The 19,644-nt window shown below is 71.8% G+C and carries 21 protein-coding genes; 5 read left to right on the forward strand and 16 right to left on the reverse strand.

Annotated elements, in window-relative coordinates:
• Positions 1 to 176: 176 nt before the first annotated feature.
• The 3 genes from M1R94_RS04275 to M1R94_RS04285 are packed head-to-tail and all read left to right on the forward strand — an operon-like array spanning position 177 to position 3,470.
• Positions 177 to 623: an Lrp/AsnC family transcriptional regulator gene (locus tag M1R94_RS04275; protein WP_249380607.1), complete on the forward strand. Its 447-nt coding sequence runs from the start codon at positions 177 to 179 to the stop codon at positions 621 to 623.
• Entirely contained in the window at positions 620 to 2,038 is a 1,419-nt protein-coding gene (locus M1R94_RS04280) for an aspartate aminotransferase family protein (protein ID WP_249380426.1), read from the forward strand. The genes M1R94_RS04275 and M1R94_RS04280 overlap by 4 nt, the downstream gene beginning before the upstream one ends.
• Before the next feature lie 25 nt (positions 2,039 to 2,063).
• Entirely contained in the window at positions 2,064 to 3,470 is a 1,407-nt protein-coding gene (locus tag M1R94_RS04285; RefSeq protein ID WP_249380427.1) for an NAD(P)/FAD-dependent oxidoreductase, read from the forward strand.
• A 36-nt stretch (positions 3,471 to 3,506) separates the two neighbouring features.
• On the opposite strand, the gene dxr is transcribed toward M1R94_RS04285, so the two are convergent.
• Positions 3,507 to 4,700: a 1-deoxy-D-xylulose-5-phosphate reductoisomerase gene (dxr, locus tag M1R94_RS04290; protein WP_249380428.1), complete on the reverse strand. Its 1,194-nt coding sequence runs from the start codon at positions 4,698 to 4,700 to the stop codon at positions 3,507 to 3,509.
• Positions 4,701 to 4,786: 86 nt separating this feature from the next.
• On the opposite strand from dxr, the gene M1R94_RS04295 reads away from it, so the two are divergent.
• Entirely contained in the window at positions 4,787 to 5,446 is a 660-nt protein-coding gene (locus M1R94_RS04295; protein ID WP_249380429.1) for a PH domain-containing protein, read from the forward strand.
• 29 nt (positions 5,447 to 5,475) lie between these two features.
• Here M1R94_RS04295 and M1R94_RS04300 read toward each other — a convergent pair whose 3' ends face one another.
• From M1R94_RS04300 to rpsB, 7 genes are all read right to left on the reverse strand, one after another.
• Positions 5,476 to 6,027: a DivIVA domain-containing protein gene (locus M1R94_RS04300; RefSeq protein ID WP_249380608.1), complete on the reverse strand. Its 552-nt coding sequence runs from the start codon at positions 6,025 to 6,027 to the stop codon at positions 5,476 to 5,478.
• The gene (gene rlmN, locus M1R94_RS04305) at positions 6,027 to 7,115 is read right to left on the reverse strand and encodes a dual-specificity RNA methyltransferase RlmN (protein ID WP_249380609.1); all 1,089 of its coding nucleotides are present in this window, start codon (positions 7,113 to 7,115) and stop codon (positions 6,027 to 6,029) included. The genes M1R94_RS04300 and rlmN overlap by 1 nt, the downstream gene beginning before the upstream one ends.
• A 72-nt stretch (positions 7,116 to 7,187) precedes the next feature.
• Complete coding sequence (locus tag M1R94_RS04310; protein ID WP_249380430.1) at positions 7,188 to 8,027, reverse strand: phosphatidate cytidylyltransferase; 840 nt, start codon at positions 8,025 to 8,027, stop codon at positions 7,188 to 7,190.
• 24 nt (positions 8,028 to 8,051) lie between these two features.
• Positions 8,052 to 8,609 (reverse strand): ribosome recycling factor, encoded by a 558-nt coding sequence (gene frr, locus M1R94_RS04315; protein WP_249380431.1) that lies wholly within the window; start codon positions 8,607 to 8,609, stop codon positions 8,052 to 8,054.
• 35 nt (positions 8,610 to 8,644) lie between these two features.
• Positions 8,645 to 9,388, reverse strand: coding sequence for a UMP kinase (gene pyrH, locus M1R94_RS04320; RefSeq protein ID WP_249380432.1), 744 nt, complete (start codon positions 9,386 to 9,388; stop codon positions 8,645 to 8,647).
• A 154-nt stretch (positions 9,389 to 9,542) separates the two neighbouring features.
• Positions 9,543 to 10,382 (reverse strand): translation elongation factor Ts, encoded by an 840-nt coding sequence (tsf, locus tag M1R94_RS04325; RefSeq protein WP_249380433.1) that lies wholly within the window; start codon positions 10,380 to 10,382, stop codon positions 9,543 to 9,545.
• Between the two features lie 61 nt (positions 10,383 to 10,443).
• Positions 10,444 to 11,517: a 30S ribosomal protein S2 gene (gene rpsB, locus M1R94_RS04330; protein ID WP_249380434.1), complete on the reverse strand. Its 1,074-nt coding sequence runs from the start codon at positions 11,515 to 11,517 to the stop codon at positions 10,444 to 10,446.
• Positions 11,518 to 11,901: 384 nt separating this feature from the next.
• Here rpsB and M1R94_RS04335 point away from each other — a divergent pair, with 384 nt between their 5' ends.
• Positions 11,902 to 12,486, forward strand: coding sequence for a M23 family metallopeptidase (locus M1R94_RS04335; protein WP_249380435.1), 585 nt, complete (start codon positions 11,902 to 11,904; stop codon positions 12,484 to 12,486).
• Positions 12,487 to 12,488: 2 nt separating this feature from the next.
• On the opposite strand, the gene whiG is transcribed toward M1R94_RS04335, so the two are convergent.
• From whiG to lepB, 8 genes are all read right to left on the reverse strand, one after another.
• A complete protein-coding gene (whiG, locus tag M1R94_RS04340; RefSeq protein ID WP_249380436.1) occupies positions 12,489 to 13,352 on the reverse strand; it encodes an RNA polymerase sigma factor WhiG in 864 nt (287 codons plus the stop codon).
• A gap of 13 nt (positions 13,353 to 13,365) precedes the next feature.
• A complete protein-coding gene (locus tag M1R94_RS04345; protein WP_249380437.1) occupies positions 13,366 to 14,292 on the reverse strand; it encodes a tyrosine recombinase XerC in 927 nt (308 codons plus the stop codon).
• Positions 14,293 to 14,344: 52 nt separating this feature from the next.
• A complete protein-coding gene (dprA, locus tag M1R94_RS04350; RefSeq protein ID WP_249380438.1) occupies positions 14,345 to 15,598 on the reverse strand; it encodes a DNA-processing protein DprA in 1,254 nt (417 codons plus the stop codon).
• Entirely contained in the window at positions 15,595 to 17,127 is a 1,533-nt protein-coding gene (locus tag M1R94_RS04355) for a YifB family Mg chelatase-like AAA ATPase (protein ID WP_249380439.1), read from the reverse strand. Before M1R94_RS04355 ends, dprA begins: the two co-directional genes overlap by 4 nt.
• Positions 17,124 to 17,483, reverse strand: coding sequence for a YraN family protein (locus M1R94_RS04360; protein WP_249380440.1), 360 nt, complete (start codon positions 17,481 to 17,483; stop codon positions 17,124 to 17,126). The genes M1R94_RS04355 and M1R94_RS04360 overlap by 4 nt, the downstream gene beginning before the upstream one ends.
• 109 nt (positions 17,484 to 17,592) lie before the next feature.
• The gene (locus M1R94_RS04365; protein ID WP_249380441.1) at positions 17,593 to 17,916 is read right to left on the reverse strand and encodes a DUF2469 domain-containing protein; all 324 of its coding nucleotides are present in this window, start codon (positions 17,914 to 17,916) and stop codon (positions 17,593 to 17,595) included.
• A 49-nt stretch (positions 17,917 to 17,965) separates the two neighbouring features.
• Positions 17,966 to 18,730 (reverse strand): ribonuclease HII, encoded by a 765-nt coding sequence (locus M1R94_RS04370; protein WP_249380442.1) that lies wholly within the window; start codon positions 18,728 to 18,730, stop codon positions 17,966 to 17,968.
• Positions 18,727 to 19,515, reverse strand: a complete 789-nt coding sequence (gene lepB / locus M1R94_RS04375) for a signal peptidase I (protein ID WP_249380443.1) — start codon at positions 19,513 to 19,515, stop codon at positions 18,727 to 18,729. The genes M1R94_RS04370 and lepB overlap by 4 nt, the downstream gene beginning before the upstream one ends.
• Positions 19,516 to 19,644 lie beyond the last annotated feature (129 nt).

Here is a 19,644-nt window from a genome sequence, read left to right on the forward strand (position 1 = left end):
CTCTGCCCTCTCGCGCATGGCGAAATCAGCAGTCAGGGAGCGCCAGGACCACGGAATCACTTGCCACTGGCCGGGGATCACGGGACGATCGCTGCATGTCACGTCCCACCGGCCCCACCAGCCCGGCATCGCCGCAGCCCAAGAACGCCGCGAGCTCCACCGCCAAGACCCCACCCATGGCCCTCGACCAGACGTCCAAGGCCATCATCGAGCAGCTGCAGGAGGACGGACGGCGACCCTACGCCGCGATCGGCAAGGCTGTCGGCCTGTCAGAGGCAGCCGTCCGTCAGCGCGTGCAACGACTCGTCGAGTCCGGCGTGGTCCAGATCGTGGCGGTGACCGACCCCCTCCAGGTCGGCTTCACCCGGCAGGCCATGATCGGTCTCAAGGCCGAGGGGAACCTCCAGGACCTCGCCGACGCGCTGGCCGAGATGTCCGAGGTCGACTACGTCGTCATCACCGCCGGGGCCTTCGACATCCTGGTCGAGGTCGTCTGCGAGGACGACGAGCACCTCCTCGAGGTGCTCAACAACGACATCCGAACCCTGCCAGGGGTCCGCACCACCGAGACCTTCGTCTACCTCAAGCTGCGCAAGCAGCTCTACAACTGGGGCACCCGATGACCGAGATCGCCGCCGTCCCCTCGACGGACACCTCCCCCGCCCGCACCCCGGCGGGCACCGAGCGCACCGAGGCGGCGCGCCGGCACCTGTGGGGGCACTTCACCCGGCACTCCACCTGGGAGCAGGGCACCGTCCCGGTCATGGTCCGCGGCGAGGGCCACCACGTCTGGGACTCCGAGGGCCGCCGGTACATCGACGGGCTCTCCGGACTGTTCGTCGTCCAGGCCGGGCACGGCCGGGTCGAGCTCGCCGAGCGCGCCCGTCAGCAGGCGAGCGAGCTGGCCTTCTTCCCGCTGTGGTCCTACGCCCACCCGAACGCGATCGACCTGGCAGAACGGCTCGCCCACCACGCACCGGGCGATCTCAACCGCGTGTTCTTCACGACCGGTGGCGGTGAGGCCGTCGAGACCGCGTGGAAGCTCGCCAAGCAGTACTGGAAGCTCGTGGGCAAGCCCACCAAGTACAAGGTCATCTCGCGCGCGGTCGCCTACCACGGCACTCCGCAGGGAGCGCTGTCGATCACCGGGATCCCCGGGATGAAGGCTCCTTTCGAGCCGCTGGTGCCCGGCGCCCACAAGGTGCCCAACACCAACATCTACCGCGGACCCGAAGAGCTGCGGTCCGACCCCAAGGCCTTCGGGCGGTGGGCCGCGGACCGCATCGAGGAGGCGATCCTCTTCGAGGGGGCCGAGACCGTCGCCGCCGTCTTCCTCGAGCCGGTCCAGAACTCGGGCGGGTGCTTCCCCCCACCACCCGGCTACTTCGAGCGGGTCCGGGAGATCTGCGACGAGCACGACGTCCTGCTCGTCTCGGACGAGGTGATCTGCGCCTTCGGCCGGATCGGCGGGATCTTCGCCTGCAACGACTACGACTACGTCCCGGACATGATCACCTGCGCCAAGGGGATGACGTCGGGCTACTCGCCGATCGGCGCGCTCATCGCCTCGGACCGGCTCTTCGAACCCTTCCGGCACGGCACGACGACCTTCTACCACGGCTACACCTTCGGCGGACACCCGGTCAGCGCAGCGGTGGCCATGGCCAACCTCGACATCTTCGAGCGCGAGGGGCTCACCGACAGGGTGCGCACCCACGCGCCGGTCTTCCGCCAGACCCTGGAGAAGCTGCTCGACCTGCCCATCGTCGGCGACGTCCGCGGAGACGGCTACTTCTACGGCATCGAGCTGGTCAAGGACGCGACCACCCGGGAGACGTTCGACGACGACGAGAGCGAACGGCTGCTGCGGGGCTTCCTGTCCCACGCCCTCCTCGAGGCGGGGCTCTACTGCCGTGCCGACGACCGGGGCGACCCGGTGATCCAGCTCGCCCCACCGCTGACCTGCGGGCCGGCCGAGTTCGACGAGATCGAGCAGATCCTGCGCGGGGTGCTGAGCCAGGCCTGGGCGCAGCTGTGACCCACGGGTCCCGACCACGCGGGCCATGGGCACCGACCTGACCTACCGCGACCTCTCGCTCTGGTTCGACCAGGTCGCGGACGACCCGCACGAGGACCTCGCACCCCGCGCCGCGCTGCGCGGTGCCACCGAGGCGGACGTCGTCGTGGTGGGGGCGGGACTGACCGGGCTCTGGACGGCCTACCACCTGCTGCGCGCCGACCCGGGGATCGACGTGCTCGTCGTCGAGCAGGAGATCGCGGGGTACGGAGCGAGCGGACGGAACGGAGGGTGGTGCTCCGCCCTCTTCCCGGTCCCGGCCGACGTGATCGCCCGTCGCCACGGCCGCACGGCAGCACTGGCGATGCGGTCCGCGATGCGCAGCACGGTCCACGAGGTCGCGGCCACCGTCGCGGCCGAGGGGCTGGACTGCGACCTCGTCCTGGGGGGCACGCTCGCCCTCGCGCGTTCGCGTCCCCAGCTGGCACGTGCCGATGCCGAGGCCCAGGAGGCCGCTCGCTGGGGCGACCCCGTCGAGCTGCTGACCGCCGAGCAGGCCCACGCCAGGCTCGCGGCCAGCTCGGTGCTCGGAGGCACGTGGACCCCGGACTGCGCGAGCCTGCAACCCGCACGGCTGGTGCGCGGGCTGGCCCGGCTCGTCGAGCGGCGTGGTGCCCGCATCGTCGAGCGGACGCAGGCCACGGCGATCAGGCCCGGCAGGGTGGTCACCCGGACCGGAGCTGCCCGGACCCCGGGTACCGTGCGCGCACGTCACGTGGTCCGGGCCACCGAGGCCTGGACCCCTCGCCTGCCCGGCTCGCCCCGTGCCCTCGCCCCGGTCTACTCGTTGATGGTCGCGACCGAACCGCTGCCGGCCTCGGTCTGGCAGCGCATCGGCCTCGCCCCGGGCGGGACCTTCACCGATCACCGGCACCTGATCGTCTACGGGCAGCGCACCGCCGACGACCGGCTTGCCTTCGGCGGACGTGGTGCCCCGTACCACTGGCGCTCGGGCATCGATCCCCGGCACGACCGTGACCCACGCGTCCACGCGGCGCTCGAGCGCACCCTGGTGGACCTCTTCGGAGAGCTCCGAGACGCCCGGGTCACCCACCGCTGGGGTGGCCCGCTCGCGATCGCCCGCGACTGGCACGCCTCGGTCGGGATGGACCCCGCAACCGGGGTGGCATGGGCAGGCGGCTACGTCGGCGACGGGGTGGCGACCACCTACCTCGCAGGACGGACGCTGGCCGACCTGATCACCGGCCGCGACACCGAGCTCACCCGGCTGCCCTGGGTCGGCCACCGCTCGCGACCCTGGGAGCCTGAGCCGCTCCGGTGGCTGGGGGTCAACGCCGGGCTCCGGGCCACGACACTCGCCGACGTCGAGGAGCGGCTGACCGGCCGCCCCAGCGTGGTCGCCCGGGCCGTCGCGCCGTTGCTCGGGCACTGACCTGGGCGCACCCCTGGACGCCGACCGGGCGCGGCCTCACCGACGTGCGAGCACCTCGTGGGCGCGGGTGCGTGCCCACGACTCGGCGGCGAGCACGTCCTGCAGCACCAGGGTCGTCGAGGCCGTCGTGCCGTGGTGCTCACCGAGCACCCGCTCGACCGTGTCGACGATGTCGAGGAACCCGATCCGGCCGTCCAGGAAGGCCCCGACGCACTCCTCGTTGGCCGCGTTGTACACGGCCGGGTGGGTGGCCGAGGCCGCCACCGCCTCACGGGCCAGCCGGAGCGCCGGGAACACCTCGTCGTCGAGCGGCTCGAAGGTCCAGGCGCAGGAGGTCGACCAGTCGCACGGCGCGGCGACCTCCTCGAGCCGCTCGGGCCAGGACAGTCCCAGGGCGATCGGCAGACGCATGTCGGGCGGTGAGGCCTGAGCCACGGTCGAGCCGTCCACGAACTCGACCATCGAGTGGACCACCGACTGCGGGTGCACGACCACCGTGATGTCCCGGACGGGCACGTCGAACAGCAGGTGGGCCTCGATGAGCTCGAGTCCCTTGTTCATCAGGGTGGCCGAGTTGATCGTGACCACCGGTCCCATCGACCAGGTGGGGTGGTTGAGCGCCTGCTCGGAGGTGACCCTCTTCAGGTCGTCCCGCCCCCTGCCACGGAAGGGCCCCCCGGAGGCCGTGAGGATCAGGCGCCGCACCTCGGCGCGGGTCCCCGAGCGCAGGCACTGCGCGATCGCCGAGTGCTCGGAGTCCACCGGGACGAGCTGGTCCGGTCGCTGCATCGCCGCCGCGACCAGGGCCCCACCCACGACGAGCGACTCCTTGTTGGCCAGGGCCAGGGTGCTGCCCGCCCCGAGGGCCGCCAGGGTCGGGCCGAGGCCGACCGAGCCCGTGATGCCGTTCAGGACGACGTCGGCCCCCCGCGACGCGAGCTGCGTCGCGCCCTGGGGGCCGACCAGGAGCTCGACACCCACTGACGTCAGGCCTCGCTCGGCAGCCACGACCGTGACCTGCTCCAGGACGGCGACCCCGGCCGCCGGGTCGGCGACCGCGACGCTCTGCGCGCCGAGCTCCACGACCTGCTCGGCCAGCAGCCGCGGGTTCGCGCCGCCTGCGCTCAGCCCGACCACGCGGAACCGGTCAGGGTGCCGACGGATCACCTCCACCGCCTGCGTCCCGATGGAACCGGTCGAGCCGAGAAGGATCACGCTGCGCTGGGTCACCCGCCCATCCTCGCGGACCACGCACGACGGGCACCACCGGACCGTTCACGAGGACACGCGGTGCACAGCGGTGCGATGATCCGGCAATGGTCAAGAAGTCGCACCTCGCCCGGAACGAACGCATCGTCTTCAGTGCCCACTCGCACTGGAAGGCACTGGTGGCACCCGTCCTGGTCACCGCGATCACCCTCGCCCTGGTCGTGTACCTCCTCCTCGAGGTGGTACCGAGCCCCGAGGAGCAGGCCTGGCAGCGCTGGACCGTCGCTGCGGTCGGCGCGCTCCTCGTGCTGGTCCTGGGCCTGTGGCCCACGCTCGTGTGGTTCACCTCGACCGACACGCTCACCACCAAGCGGCTGATCAGCCAGAGCGGTGTGTTCTCCCGCGAGACGAAGAACATCCCGGTCGATCGCGTGCACGGGGTCACCTACCGCCGCACGGTGCTGGACCGGGTGCTCGGCTGCGGGACCGTCGTGGTGCAGACGGCCGGCGCGGACAGCGATGTCGAGCTGCACGACGTCGCGCACGTCGAACGCAGGGTCGTGCAGATCCAGGAGATCATCGTCGACGAGCAGGGCCCTGCCCCCGAGGTCCCCCGACCCGGCACGTCGAGCGCACCACCGACCTCGGACTCCGGCACAGCACCACCCTCGCCGACCGACCCGACGACCGGGAGCAGCACCCCGACGCCGCCACCCGCACGCGACACCGGCGACCCGTCCCCCCCGACAGGTCACGAGAGCCGCTGACCGCCCTCGGGGGGTCGGCTACGGCCGGGTCACTCGACGCCGAGCAGGACGTCCACCACACGCTCGCAGAAGGCGTCCACGGCCGTCTCGCCGTAGGCCCGGTGCCCCTTGGCCCGGGTGAAGACCGCGTGCCGGACCTCCTCGGAGGTGAGTGGCTGGCCGTGGTCGAAGTAGCCGATCATCCGGTGGCACAGCGCGTCGACCTCAGCGGCCGAGTAGCCCTGCTCGCCGCGTCGGGGCGGGGCGAAGCGCTCGCCGTCGGGCCGGGTCAGCCGCCCGTAGAGCGTCCGTGCCTGCTCAGCAAGGTGCTCCATCCAGGCCTGCTGGCCCTCGGAGGCCACGTACTCCGAGCGCTGCCGGGCGATGAAGGCTCGCTCGAGGCGGTCCAGCGCCGCATCCACGGCACCGGTCGCGTACCCGCCGCGCACCAGGTCGAAAGCGGCCTGACGCACGTCGCGTCCCGTCAACGGGTCGCTCGCGGTGCCCTCGTACACCTCGCGGGCGTGCGCGAAGAACTCGTCGACCGCCTCCGGGTCGTATCCCGTGCGGAAGCGGCCTGCGGTGCGGAACATGCGGGTCATCATTCCTCCTCGGCGGCGAGCTGCCCGCACGCACCGTCGATGTCGCTCCCCCGCGTGTCGCGCACCGTGGTGGGGATGCCGTGGGACCGCAGCCGCGAGACGAACTCGGCCTCGACCGAACGCTCGCTCGCGGTCCAGATCGACCCGGGTGTCGGGTTCAGCGGGATCGGGTTGACGTGCACCCACCCCTTGCCCCGCGAGGTCAGCTTCGTGCCGAGGAGGTCGGCCCGCCAGGCGTGGTCGTTCATGTCCTTGATCAACGCGTACTCGATGCTCACCCGACGTCCGGTTGCCTCGAAGTACGCGCGCGCGGCATCCAGGGCCTCGTCCACGCTCCATCGTGTGTTGATCGGCACGAGCTCGCTGCGCAGCTCGTCGTCGGGGGCGTGCAGCGAGAGTGCGAGGGTGACCGGGATGCCCTCTGCGGCCAGCTTGTTGATCGCCGGCACCAGGCCCACCGTCGAGACCGTGACGTTGCGGGCCGACATACCCAGACCGTCAGGGGTCGGTGCGACGAACCGGCGGACCGAGTCGATGACCGCTCGGTAGTTCGCGAGCGGCTCGCCCATGCCCATGAAGACGAGGTTCGACAGCCTGCCGGGGCCGCCGGCGATGTCACCACGGGAGAGCGAGCGGGCCGCGTGACGGACCTGCTCGACGATCTCCGCGGTCGACAGGTTGCGGGTCAGACCCTGCTGGCCCGTGGCGCAGAACGGGCAGGCCATCCCGCAGCCCGCCTGGCTCGAGACGCACAGCGTCGACCGGCCCGTGTAGCGCATCAGGACCGACTCGACCTTGACGCCGTCGTACAGGTGCCAGAGGGTCTTCACCGTCGTCCCGCCGTCCGCCTCGAGGGTGCGCACCGGCGTCAGCAACGGGGGGAAGAGGCCTTCGACGAGGGCGTCGCGAGTGGCCTTCGGCAGGTCGGTCATGTCCGCGGGGTCGGCGGTGAGGTGCGTGAAGTAGTGCGTCGCGAGCTGCTTCGCCCGGAACGACCGCTCCCCCAGCGCGGTCACCGCCTCGACCCGCTGCTCGGGGCTGAGGTCGGCGAAGTGGCGCGGGGGCTTGCCCCGACGCGGAGCGTTCATGGTCAGCGCGAGCGGCGCGCGGCCCTCTGCTGCCGGACGTACCTCAACCATGACGACCTACCTCTTCCATGCTCAGTCTCCGACCGGAAGTGCGACGAGCAGGACCAGGTAGACCAGGGGCGCCGTGAGGAGCATCGAGTCGATGCGATCCATCACCCCGCCGTGGCCCGGCAGCAGGCGCCCCATGTCCTTGAGCTCGAGGTCCCGCTTGAGAAGGGACTCGGCGAGGTCGCCGAGCGTGGCGGTGAGCACCGCGACCAGGCCCAGGCCGATCCCGATGAGCGGCGAGGCACCGAAGCCCCAGACCACCCCGACGACACCGACGACCGAGGCCAGGACGAAGGAGCCGCCCAGCCCTTCCCATGACTTCTTGGGACTCACCGAGGGGGCCAGCGGGTGCTTGCCGAGCAGCACCCCTGCCACATACCCACCGACGTCGTTGGCGACCGCCAGCAGGACGAAGAGCAGCACGCGGCGACCGCCGTCCGGCTGCGCCAGCATGAGCATGACGAAACCCGCCATGAACGGGATGTAGGCCGTGGCGAAGGTCGCCGCCGTGGCGTCGCGCAGCGCTGCCGTCCCGCTGCCGTCGAGCACCCGCCAGACGACCACGCCACCCGCGGTGAGCATGAAGGCCACGAGCAGCGCCTCGGCACCGGCGGTGTAGGCCGAGACCAGGATGCCCACCGAGCCGACCAGGAGGGGCAGCAGCGGGATGTGGATCCCCCGCCGGGTGAAGGCCTGGGCCAGCTCCCACAGCGCTGCCCCGCACGCCAGCACCGCGAGCAGGAGGAAGCCCTCCTTGCGGACGAAGAGCGATGCCCCCACCACCGCCAGGAGGCCGAGGCCGACGGCGATCGCGATGGGCAGGTCGCGGCCCGCCCGCGCTGACCCTGCCGGGGCGCTTGCCATGTCCGTTCCTGCGAGCTCCGACATTCAGACCTCGAGCAGCTCGCTCTCCTTGGCAGCGAGCACGTGGTCGACGAGATCGACGTGCCGCTTGGTGAGCGCCTCGAGCTCCTTCTCGGCGCGAGCGCCCTCGTCCTCGCCGGCCTCGCCGTCCTTGACGATCCGATCCAGCTCGTCCTTGGCCCGGCGCCGGATGTTGCGCACCGAGATCTTCGCGTCCTCGGCCTTCGCCCGGGCGAGCTTGACGTACTCGCGCCGCCGCTCCTGGGTGAGCTGGGGCAGCACGATGCGGATGATCTTGCCGTCGTTGCTCGGGTTCACCCCGAGGTCGGAGTCGCGCAGGGCACGCTCGATGCTGCCGAGCGAGCTCACGTCGAACGGGCTGATCAGGATGGTCCGCGCCTCGGGCGTGGTGAAGGAGGCGAGCTGCTGCAGCGGGGTCGGTGCACCGTAGTACTCGACGGTCACCTTGGTGAACATCGCCGCGTTCGCGCGACCCGTACGGATCGTCGCGAAGTCCTCCTTGGCGACCTCGATCGCCTTGTCCATCTTCTCCTCGGCCTCGAGGAGGGTGTCGTCGATCACCGGTGCTCCTTCGTCGCAGTCGTCGTCGGCCGTGGTCAGCCCGCTGTGACCAGCGTGCCGATCTTCTCACCCAGGATGGCCCGTGTGACGTTCCCTGGTTCGCTCATGCCGAACACGCGCATCTGCACGTCGTTGTCCATGCACAGGCTGAAGGCGGTGGAGTCCACCACCTTGAGGCCGTCCTGCAGGGCCTCGCTGTACGTCAGCCGCTCGAGCAGCCGCGCGTCGGGGTCCACGTGCGGGTCGGCCGTGTAGACCCCGTCGACCCCGTTCTTGCCCATGAGGACCTCGTGGCAGTGCGTCTCGAGAGCCCGCTGCGCCGCGACGGTGTCGGTCGAGAAGTAGGGCATCCCCGCCCCCGCCCCGAAGATCACGACCCGACCCTTCTCGAGGTGCCGGATCGCGCGCAGCGGGATGTACGGCTCGGCGACCTGGCCCATCGTGATCGCCGTCTGCACCCGTGTCGCGACCCCGGCCTGCTCCAGGAAGTCCTGCAGCGCGAGGCAGTTCATCACGGTGCCGAGCATCCCCATGTAGTCGGCACGCGCACGGTCCAGTCCCCGCTGGGACAGCTCCGCGCCACGGAAGAAGTTGCCGCCGCCGACGACGATCGCGACCTGGACGCCCTCGCGGACGGCCGCAGCGATCTCACCGGCGACCCGCTGGACGATGTCCGGGGCGAGCCCGATGCTGCCGCCGCCGAAGGTCTCCCCCGAGAGCTTGAGGAGCACCCGTCGCGCCGAGGGGATCACCGGGTGCGGCGTCTCGGCGGTCGTCACGGAATCGTCGTTCTCCAACGGTCCTCCACCTCTGCGGCTGTGCTGCCTGCCGGGCTCCGGAGTGGCCGGCGTCCGGGTCGGGACCCACCGGGTGCGGCGGCGGCCCGTGGTCCGTGGACCGCGGGCCGCCGCCCCGGCGGGGACGTGCTGAGGGTCAGGCTCCCACGCGGAAGCGCGCGAAGCCCGTGGCCGTGCCGCCGACCTCGGAGAGCACCTTCGCGACCGACTTCTTGGGGTCCTTCGCGAAGGCCTGGTCCACCAGGACGCTCTCCTTGAAGAAGCCGTTGAGGCGGCCCTCGATGATCTTCGGCAGTGCGGCCTCGGGCTTGCCCTCGTTGCGCGAGGTCTCCTCGGCGATACGACGCTCGGACTCGACCGTCTCGGTCGGGACCTCGTCGCGGGTCAGGTAGGTCGGCGAGTACGCCGCGACGTGCATCGCGATGTCCTTGCCGACCGGGGCCCCGGCGGCGTCGGTGCCGACGAGCACACCGACCTGGGGCGGGAGGTCCTTGTTGACCTTGTGCAGGTAGACCGCGACCTTCTCGGCGCTGACCCGCGCCACGCGACGCAGGACGACCTTCTCGCCCAGCGTCGCGGCGGTCTCGTCGATGGTCTCCTGCACGGTGCGTCCGTCGACCTCGGTCGCGAGGATCGCGGCCACGTCGTCCGTGCCTGCGGTGACGGCACTGGCGAGCACCTTCTCCGCGAGTGCGACGAAGGTGACGTTCTTGGCCACGAAGTCCGTCTCGCAGTTGAGCTCGATGAGCACGCCCGTCTGACCCGTGGCGTCGTCACCGACGTGCGCGGCGACGAGCCCGTCCGAGGCCGAGCGGCCCTCGCGCTTGCTCACACCCTTGAGTCCCTTGACCCGGATGATCTCCAGGGCCTTGTCGGCGTTGCCGTCGGCCTCGTCGAGTGCCTTCTTGACGTCGAGCATGCCCGCGCCGGTGCGCTCGCGCAGGGCCTTGATGTCTGCGGCGGTGTAGTTCGCCATCGTGTGTCCTTGTCTGTGGGTCCGGAGTTCCAGGGCCGTCACGCGGCCCGCTGGACGGGTGTCAGCTCGCGGGCTTGTCGTCCGCAGCAGGCTCGGACACGCCGGGGACCAGGGCAGCCGGGGCTGCGTCCTGACCGACGACGGCTGCGGCCTCGGGGGCACCGGACGGCGTGGCCTCGACAGCGGGGTTCTCGACCTCGGCGTCAGAGGGGACCACGTCGGCCTCGACGGCCGGCTCGGGGCCGTCGGACGGCTCGGTGTGCACCTCGGCAGCAGCCGGGGCCGCCTCGGCAGCGGGGGTCGCCTCAGCAGCCGGGGCTGCCTCAGCAGCCGGGGTCGCCTCAGCGGCCGGGGTCGCCTCGGATCCGGCGAGCAGCTCGCGCTCCCACTCGGCGAGCGGCTCGGCCTCGGTGGCCGTGCCCTCCGCGGCGGCCGTACGCCCCGAGTGACGAGCGATCAGACCTTCGGCGGCTGCGTCGGCGATGACTCGCGTCAGCAGCGTGACGGCACGGATCGCGTCGTCGTTGCCCGGGATCTGGTAGTCGACCATGTCGGGGTCGCAGTTGGTGTCGAGGATCGCGACGACCGGGATGCCGAGCTTGCGCGCCTCGTCGACCGCCAGGTGCTCCTTGTTGGTGTCGACGATCCACACGGCCGAGGGCACCTTGGCCATGTCGCGGATGCCGCCGAGGGTCTTGGCGAGCTTGTCGCGCTCGCGACGCATGATGAGCAGCTCCTTCTTGGTGAAGGCACTGCCGGCGACGTCGGCGAAGTCGATCTCCTCGAGCTCCTTGAGGCGCTGGAGACGCTTGTTGACGGTGGTGAAGTTGGTGAGCATCCCACCGAGCCAGCGCTGGTTCACGTAGGGCATGCCGACACGGGCAGCCTGCTCGGCGACGGGCTCCTGCGCCTGCTTCTTGGTCCCGACGAAGAGGATGGTGCCACCGTGGGCGACCGTCTCCTTGACGAACTCGTAGGCGCGGTCGATGTACGACAGCGACTGCTGCAGGTCGACGATGTAGATGCCGTTGCGCTCGGTGAAGATGAACCGCTTCATCTTCGGGTTCCAACGACGGGTCTGGTGCCCGAAGTGGACACCGCTCTCGAGCAGCTGGCGCATGGTCACGACGGCCATGGCACGTCCTTCCGGCGCACCCCGTGGGGGCACGCGTCATTCGGCGGCTCCCGCACGTGCGGGATCCGCATCCGGTTGTCGGCGGCGGTCGGGTGACCGGACGCCCCTGACGCCACGTGGCACCGACACCGGGACGTACCCGGACCGCTGTCGGCACACACCCCCGGCACCGGCGCGAACCGGCATCACCTCGGGGAAAGATGGCGTGCGATGTCACCCGGCGGACCGGGCGCAGCAGCGATCCTACCGGACGTCCGCCGGCCCACGGTGCACCACGTGACATCGTCCGCCGGCCCGGTCCACAAGGTCGGCCGTGCTACACCCTTCCACCGGGGACGCAGGCCGACCCGCGCTGGGCCCGGCAGTCAGGATGCAGTGCTCTCCATGCTCATCTCGGCGCACACCTCGTGGAGGATCGCTCTCGCCACGCTGACCGTCGTCCTCACCGTCCCCGGCCTCCTGCCCGTGCTGCCTGCCGAAGCCTCGGGCCAGGTTCGTGCTGCGACGTCGGGAGCCTCACCGACGGCGCCCCGCACCGCAGACCGATGGGCGCCACGGGAGGGATCGCACGAGCTCCCGCTACCCGTACCCGTGACCCTGCTCAGGCCGTTCACCGCCCCGGCCACCCGGTGGGGACCCGGGCACCGAGGGGTCGACCTCGCCGCGACCACGGGAGCGTCGATCATGGCGCCGGCGGACGGTGTCGTGAGCTTCGCGGGTCACGTGGTCGACCGTGGAGTACTGACGCTCACCCACCCGGACGGCACGAGGTCGTCCTTCGAGCCGGTCGACGCGGTGGTCGACCTTGGTGCAGCGGTCAGCCGCGGCGAGACCGTCGCGACGCTCCAGGCCGGACCCTCGCACTGCCCGGGCGTCCCATGCCTGCACTGGGGGGTGCGCCGAGGGCCCGACTACGTGGACCCCCTGGGGCTCGTCGCCGGGACCGGCCCGGTGGTCCTGCTCCCGTGAGGTCAGCCGTGCTCGACCTCGTGCAACGTGGTGCGGAGCCTGAGCATCGCGGCGGTGTGCATCTGCGAGATGCGCGACTCGGTCACACCCAGGACCCGTCCGATCTCCGCGAGCGTCATGTTCTCGTAGTAGTAGAGGACCAGGACGATCTTCTCGCGCTCGCCGAGGCGCTCGATCGCCCGGGCCAGCATGAGCTTGGTCTCCTGCGCCTCGACCGACCCCGCCGGATCGGTGGCCATCGGGTCCTCGAGGGTGTCGAGCAGCGAGAGCGAGTCACCCCGTTCGGAGCCGGCGCCCAGGATCTCGTCGAGAGCGGCGACGTTGACCGTCGACAGCTGCGTGAAGACCGCCCGGAGGTCTCCCACGCCCATCTCGAGCCGGTCGGCGACCTCCTGCTCGGACGGTGTGCGCCGCAGCTCGCTCTCGAGCTCGGCGTACGCACGGTCCACCGCACGCGCCTTGGTCCGGACCGACCGAGGGATCCAGTCGATCGCCCGGAGCTCGTCGATGATCGCGCCGCGGATGCGAGAGCTCGCATAGGTCTCGAACTTCACCGCACGATCCGTCTCGTACTTCTCGATCGCGTCGATCAACCCGAACATCCCGTACGAGACAAGGTCCGCCTGCTCGACGGTCGAGGGCATACCGGCACCGACGCGACCCGCGACCATCGTCACCAACGGTGCGTAGTGCAGGATCAGCCGCTCGCGTGCGGCACGGTCACCGGACTCCTTGAAGACCGACCAGAGCGAGTCGATCGTCAGCACGTCGCCCACCCCCCCGACGAGGTGCGGGCGTGGCACGGTCGTCACCGGTGGTCGTGTGGAGATGATCTCCGGGGCCTGGGCACGGGCCTGGGCTGACATGTCTCGCATCCCCTCAGGCACGTGGGTGGGCTTGGCTGTACGACTGGCGGAGCCGGTCGGCACTGACGTGGGTGTACCGCTGCGTGGTGGCAAGGCTCGCATGACCGAGGATCTCCTGGACGCTGCGCAGGTCAGACCCCCCGTTCAGCAGGTGGGTCGCCGCGGTGTGCCGCAGACCGTGCGGGGCGAGGTCCTCGACCCCGGCCAGAGCGGCCGCACGGTGCACGACCTCACGCAGCTGGCGCTGGTCCGCGCGCCGACCCCGCCGACCGATCAGGAGGGCGGGACCCGAGGTGGGGGTCGCCAGCCGTGGGCGAGCGTCCTGGACCCACCGGTCCAGGGCGCGGGCGGCCGGGACGCCGAACGGCACCACGCGCTCCTTCGAGCCCTTGCCCATGACTCGCAGCAGCCGGCTCGGGGCGTCGACGTCGTCGAGGTCGACCGATGCGAGCTCACCGACGCGGACACCGGTGGCGTAGAGCAGCTCAAGGGTCACCCAGTCGCGCACCGTCAGCGGGTCCTCGTCGACCGCGTCACGCGCCGCGTCCAGCAGGCGCCGGGCGGGCTCGACCGCGAGCGCGGAGGGAAGCGCCCCGCCGGGCTGCGCGGTGACCAGCCGGGCCGCCGGGTCGGTCACCAGGTGACCGGACTGCTCGGCCCACGCGTAGAAGGCGCGCACCGCCGCACCCCGACGGGCCACCGTCGACCGCGCGAGACCGTTCGAGACCATCGACGCGAGCCAGGCGCGGAGCAACGTCAGGTCGACCTGCGACCACTCCACGCCACGCCGACGGGCGAAACCCACGAGGTGGTTCACGTCGCCCAGATAGGCCCGGGTGGTGTGGGCGGAGAGCCCGCGCGCAGCCGTCAGGTGGGCCGCGAAGCCGGCCACGACCTCGTGCGAGGTCATGGCAGCGGGCGCTGCCACCGTCGGGTTCATGGTCCTACCGTGGCGTGTCATCGAGGAGGTCACAAGCAGGAACACCGAGACTTCACCCGGTATGTGATGTCATTGGCATCCCACCCGCCTGGCTCGTCCCCAAATGTCCGTTGTGCTCACGGACGTGGTGGCGACGGCGTCGCCACCCTCGGGCGTCCTGCTCCGCGAGTCCGGCCACCTCGAGCGCCCCCAGGGCGGCCCTGACCTCGCCGACCGTCAGTCCTGCGACACGGCACAGGGTCTCGACCACCGCGCCACGCACTGATGGCAGGGCGTCCAGCGTCCGCCGCTGCGTGTCGCTCAGGCCGTCGACGTCGGAGGGGGTCGCCGGTCGGTCACCCACGAGGTCACAGCCCGCACGACCGACCAGCTCGAGGACCTCGGCTGCGTCCGTGACGCACACGGCACTGCCCTCGCGCAGGAGACGGTGGCAGCCCGCGGACGCCATCGAGGTCACCGGCCCGGGTACCGCACCGACCGGACGCAGCAGGCCTGCGGCGTGGCCCGCCGTGTTCAACGCCCCCGATCTCCAGGCCGCCTCGACCACCACGGCGCCCGCACTGACGGCTGCGATGAGCCGGTTGCGTTGGAGGAAGCGCGAGCGGGTCGGCGTGCTGCCCGGCGGTACCTCGCTGATCACTGCACCACCACGATCGGTGATCGCCGCGAGCAGCCGCACATTGCCTGCGGGGTAGGGCCGGTCGAGCCCTCCGGCGAGCACGGCCACCGTCGGGCCTCCCGCTGCCAGGGCAGCCCGGTGAGCCACCGCGTCGATCCCGTAGGCGCCCCCCGAGACCACGGCACGCCTTGCGCCCACTACCCCCGCACCGATCTCGGACGCGACGTGCTCGCCGTAGGCGGTGCACGCGCGCGCCCCGATCACGGCCACCGAGCCGGCCAGCACCGCTGCCAGGTCGCCCTCGCCACGCACCCACAGGCAGTGCGGTGCCGCAGCTCCGAGGTCGTCCAGACCCCCGGGCCACTCAGGGTGTCCGGGCACCAGCACCCGACCTCCGAGCCTCTCGATCGCCGCGAGGTCCTGCCCCAGACGCAGAGCCCGCCACCGCGGCGCCCAGCGTGCACCGGCGACACCGAGACGTCGTACCGCCTCGGGCGGCAGGTCACGGAGCCCGTCGAGATCCGGCGGGCCACCCCTCTCCAGGCTCGCCACACCGTTCTGCAACCAGGCCAGCGCCTCGACCGCCCCCAGTGCGGCGACCAGCGCGCCCGCCACGAGGTCACCAGGCTCGGCGAGCCTGCTCCACGCGGTGCGGGCCACGATCTCGGCGGCATCCGGGCCGTTCACGCTCCCACCTGACCCCGGGTACGCAGCAGCAGTGCCTGGCCGACCTGCTCGCGACCCGGCCGGTCGCACCCGGCGAGGTCCGCCAACGTCCACGCGACCTTCAGCACGCGGTCGACGCCCCGCAGGCTGAGCAGCCCGGAGTCCAGCGCGCGCTCGAGGTCACGGTGGCCAGGCCCCGGTGCAGCGTGCGCGCGCAGCCACGAGCCCGGGACCTCGGCGTTCGTGGTCCAAGGTGTCCCCACGAGCCGCTCCGCGGCCACCGCCCGGGCTCGAGCGACCCGCGCGGCCACCGACGCCGACGTCTCCGGGGCGCCGCCGTCGAGCCTGTCGGCCCGTGAGACGGGGAGCACCTCGAGCTGGACGTCAACGCGGTCCAGCAGCGGGCCGGAAAGCCGGGAGAAGTATCGCCGGCGCGCCAGCGCTGAGCACGTGCACTCGAGCCCCTTGCCGACCGCGCGCCCGCACGGGCACGGGTTGGCAGCCAGGACGAGCTGGAACCGCGCCGGGTACCGTGCGGTGCCACCGGCACGGTGGATCACCATCTCGCCGTGCTCGAGAGGTTGGCGCAGCGTCTGGAGCACCCGGGGTGAGAACTCCGGCGCCTCGTCCATGAACAGCACACCCCGGTGGGCCCGCGACGCAGCCCCGGGCCGTGGCAGACCGCTGCCTCCGCCCACCACGGCCGCCGGGGTGGCGGTGTGGTGCGGGTCCTCGAACGGCGGCCGCCGGAGCAGGCCGTCCCCCGCCTCGAAGGTCCCGGCCACCGAGTGGACGGCTGTGACCTCGACTGCTGCCGCCTCGTCGAGGTCGGGAAGGAGCCCCGGCAGACGAGCGGCCAGCATCGTCTTGCCAGCACCCGGCGGGCCCACCATCAGCAGGTGGTGACCACCCGCGGCAGCGACCTCGATGGCCCACCGCGCCGCCCGCTGGCCGATCACCTCTCCCAGATCGGGGACATGGACGGGACGGACCGTCTCGTGCACCTGGATGACCGGGAGCACCGTGGGGACCTCGACCTCGGCTCCATAGCTGTGTGCCACCTCGGCGAGGGTGGACGCTCCCACGACGCGGGCACCTGGAACGAGCCGCGCCTCGTCGGCGTTGGCCGTCGGGACGACCACCCGCGGGTGCCCGGCAGCGACCGCCGCCGCGACCGCGGGCAGTACGCCGCGGACCGGACGCAGCCGACCGTCCAGCCCGAGCTCACCGAGGTGGACCGCCAGGCTCGTCGAGGCCGGGTCGCAGATCCCGGCTGCCGCGAGCGTGGCCACCGCGATCGCCAGGTCGAAGGACGCCCCGGCCTTGGGCAGCGCGGCCGGGGAGAGGTTGACGGTGATCCTACGGTTCGGCCACGGCATTCCCGAGGAGCTCACTGCCGCACGCACCCGGTCACGCGCCTCGGCCAGCGACGCGTCCGGCAGGCCGACCAGCGTGAAGGCAGGGAGCGAGGCCGCGAGGTGCGCCTCGACCTCGACGAGATGACCGGTCAGCCCGACGAGGGAGACCGCGAAGGTGCGCCCCAGGCTCATCGGACCACGCCGCGCAGGTGCTCGACCTGTGCGGACCCCTGACGCGGCAGGACCACGGCGATCACGTCGATCCGCACCCCCCGCGGGTGCAGGTCGTGGGCGTCGAGCCACTGCGCGGCGAGCCGTCGCAGCCGAGCGAGCTTGGCCGCCGTCACCGCCTCGGCGGGATACCCGAACCCGGTACCCCGTCGGGTCTTGACCTCGACCACGACCAGCTCGTCGCCTTCGAGGGCGACGATGTCGACCTCCCCCGACGCACCCCGCCAGTTGCGATCCACGACGTCCCACCCGGCCTGGACCAGGTGGTGTGCCGCGACGTTCTCCCCGTACCGCCCGACGGCGTCCTTGGCCCTCATGCGACCACCTCCGAGGCAACCCTGCGGCAGACGCGGAGGCGCGCCTGAGAGGAACCGGCCCCGCTGAGGACGACTGAGTCCGTCCACCGACCTGTGGAGGGCTCAGGTGTCAGCGGCGGAAGCCACCGCCCTCGGGGAGGTCGAGCTCAGCCTTGGCCAGCTCCTCGACGTTGACGTCCTTGAAGGTCACCACCCGCACGGACTTCACGAACCGCGCCGACCGGTAGACGTCCCAGACCCACGCGTCGGTCAGGGTGAGCTCGAAGTACACCTCACCCGCCGCCGATCGGACCTGCAGATCCACCTGGTTGGCCAGGTAGAAGCGGCGCTCGGTCTCCACGACGTAGGCGAACAGGCCCACCACGTCGCGGTACTCGCGGTAGAGGGCGAGCTCCATGTCGGTCTCGTAGTTCTCGAGGTCCTCAGCACTCACCCGACCATCATGGACCATCGGGCGCCTGGCGCCGCCTCGAGGGGGATCGTCACACCTCGGTCGGCAGCGCGACCTGCTCGGGCTGGGCGGTCCAGCCCGTCTCGAGACCGGGCAGGCGCCAGCTGCGCCGATGCTCGGTGCACGCCCCGACCCGACGCAGCGCCTCGATGTGCCCGGGGCTCGCGTACCCCTTGTTCTCGTCCCAGAGGTAGCGCGGGTGGTCGCGCGCGAGCGCGACCATGAGCGCGTCACGCTCGCACTTGGCGAGCACGCTCGCGGCGGCCACCGACGCGCAGACCTGGTCGGCCCTGACCTTGGTGCGCACCGCCGGCTCGAGCCTCGTCATGGTCGGCGACGGCGCGCCCGCGCCGGGGCGCTCCTGCTCAGGCGAGGGCGGCGGCGCAGCACCGAGGTCGAAGAGGGTGGGCTGGACCGGCTCCCGGAGCCAGTTGTGCGAGCCGTCCAGCAGGACGACGTCGACCTCCACCGCGAGGTCGGCCAGTGCGCGTCGACCGGCCAGCCGCAGGGCGGCGATGATGCCGATGCTGTCGATCTCCTGCGGTGAGGCGTGACCGACCGCGCGGGCGACCCCCCAGCGACCCAGAGCCGGGAGCAGCCTCTCGCGGGCCGAGGGGCTGAGCAGCTTGGAGTCGGCGACCCCGGCCGGGCACGCCCGGGTCCGCAGGTCGACCGCCACCGCACCGACGCTGACCGGACCGGCGAGCGCGCCGCGTCCGACCTCGTCCATCCCGACCACCAGACGTGCCCCGCTGCGCAGCAGTGCACGCTCGTGACGCAGGTCCGGCCGCCTCACGGCTCGGGGACCTGCTCGAAGGTCGACCCGGCCGAGCGGATCACGCTCCACCGGTCGATCGGCCAGACGGTCACGAAGGAGACTCCGACGACGTTCTCCACCGGGATGCTCCCACCCCCGGGGTCGCCCTGCTTGTACCGGGAGTCCTGGGAGTTCTGGCGGTTGTCCCCCATCACCCACACCCCCGAGGTGGGCACCACGGCGGTGAACTCGATCTCGCTCGGCCGCGAACCGGGGGCCAGGTACTCCTCGTCGAGCGGCACCCCGTTGACGGTCAGACGTCCGGCCTCGTCGCAGCACTCGACGACATCTCCGGGCAGGCCGACCACCCGCTTGATGAGGTGCTCGCCGGAGTCCTGTGGCACCAGGCCGATGAACGTCAGCCCGGTCGTGAGCGCCTCGCGCCAGGCTGGCTGCGGCGGGTCCTGCGAGGGCGGGAGCCAACCACCCGGGTCCTTGAAGACCACGATGTCGCCGCGGTTCATCTCGAAGGGACCGGGGGCGAGCTTGTTCACCAGCACCCGGTCACCGATCAGCAGCGTGGGCTCCATCGAGCTGCTCGGGATGAAGAAGGCCTGGACCAAGAAGGTCTTGATGAGCAGGGAGAGAACAAGGGCGCTCCCGACGATCAGGAACGTCTCTCGCAGCCACGCTGCGAGCCCGCCACCGCGCCGTGGCGGGGGGGCCGCCGGGCCCGTCCCCGAGGGGTCGTGGTGGGCAGCGCCGGGCACAGAGGCAGGCGGCAGGTCGTCGCTGCGCTGGGCCGACGCATGACGGGGGGGCACGCGGTCCACTGTGCCACGCTCCTCGAGCCGTTGGGTGGTGCGACCGACGAGCGGGCAGCCTCCCGCGACCGGTGCACCGGAGCACGGACGGGGGGACCTCCCGAAGGTGGTCCCCCCGTCCGGGGTGCG

Source organism: Actinotalea alkalitolerans, from assembly GCF_023369855.1.
Taxonomy (GTDB): Bacteria; Actinomycetota; Actinomycetes; order Actinomycetales; family Cellulomonadaceae; genus Actinotalea.

Bases quoted from the DNA above. Each gene is read 5' to 3' on its own strand.
- rpsB (WP_249380434.1), bottom strand. From the start codon at position 11,517: ATGGCCGTCGTGACCATGCGCCAGCTGCTCGAGAGCGGTGTCCACTTC.
- M1R94_RS04275 (WP_249380607.1), top strand. From the start codon at position 177: ATGGCCCTCGACCAGACGTCCAAGGCCATCATCGAGCAGCTGCAGGAG.
- M1R94_RS04345 (WP_249380437.1), bottom strand. From the start codon at position 14,292: ATGAACCCGACGGTGGCAGCGCCCGCTGCCATGACCTCGCACGAGGTC.
- M1R94_RS04310 (WP_249380430.1), bottom strand. From the start codon at position 8,027: ATGGCAAGCGCCCCGGCAGGGTCAGCGCGGGCGGGCCGCGACCTGCCC.
- M1R94_RS04300 (WP_249380608.1), bottom strand. From the start codon at position 6,027: ATGACCCGCATGTTCCGCACCGCAGGCCGCTTCCGCACGGGATACGAC.
- tsf (WP_249380433.1), bottom strand. From the start codon at position 10,382: ATGGCGAACTACACCGCCGCAGACATCAAGGCCCTGCGCGAGCGCACC.
- M1R94_RS04280 (WP_249380426.1), top strand. From the start codon at position 620: ATGACCGAGATCGCCGCCGTCCCCTCGACGGACACCTCCCCCGCCCGC.
- M1R94_RS04335 (WP_249380435.1), top strand. From the start codon at position 11,902: ATGCTCATCTCGGCGCACACCTCGTGGAGGATCGCTCTCGCCACGCTG.
- M1R94_RS04295 (WP_249380429.1), top strand. From the start codon at position 4,787: ATGGTCAAGAAGTCGCACCTCGCCCGGAACGAACGCATCGTCTTCAGT.
- M1R94_RS04355 (WP_249380439.1), bottom strand. From the start codon at position 17,127: ATGAGCCTGGGGCGCACCTTCGCGGTCTCCCTCGTCGGGCTGACCGGT.
- M1R94_RS04285 (WP_249380427.1), top strand. From the start codon at position 2,064: ATGGGCACCGACCTGACCTACCGCGACCTCTCGCTCTGGTTCGACCAG.
- rlmN (WP_249380609.1), bottom strand. From the start codon at position 7,115: ATGAACGCTCCGCGTCGGGGCAAGCCCCCGCGCCACTTCGCCGACCTC.
- whiG (WP_249380436.1), bottom strand. From the start codon at position 13,352: ATGTCAGCCCAGGCCCGTGCCCAGGCCCCGGAGATCATCTCCACACGA.
- M1R94_RS04360 (WP_249380440.1), bottom strand. From the start codon at position 17,483: ATGAGGGCCAAGGACGCCGTCGGGCGGTACGGGGAGAACGTCGCGGCA.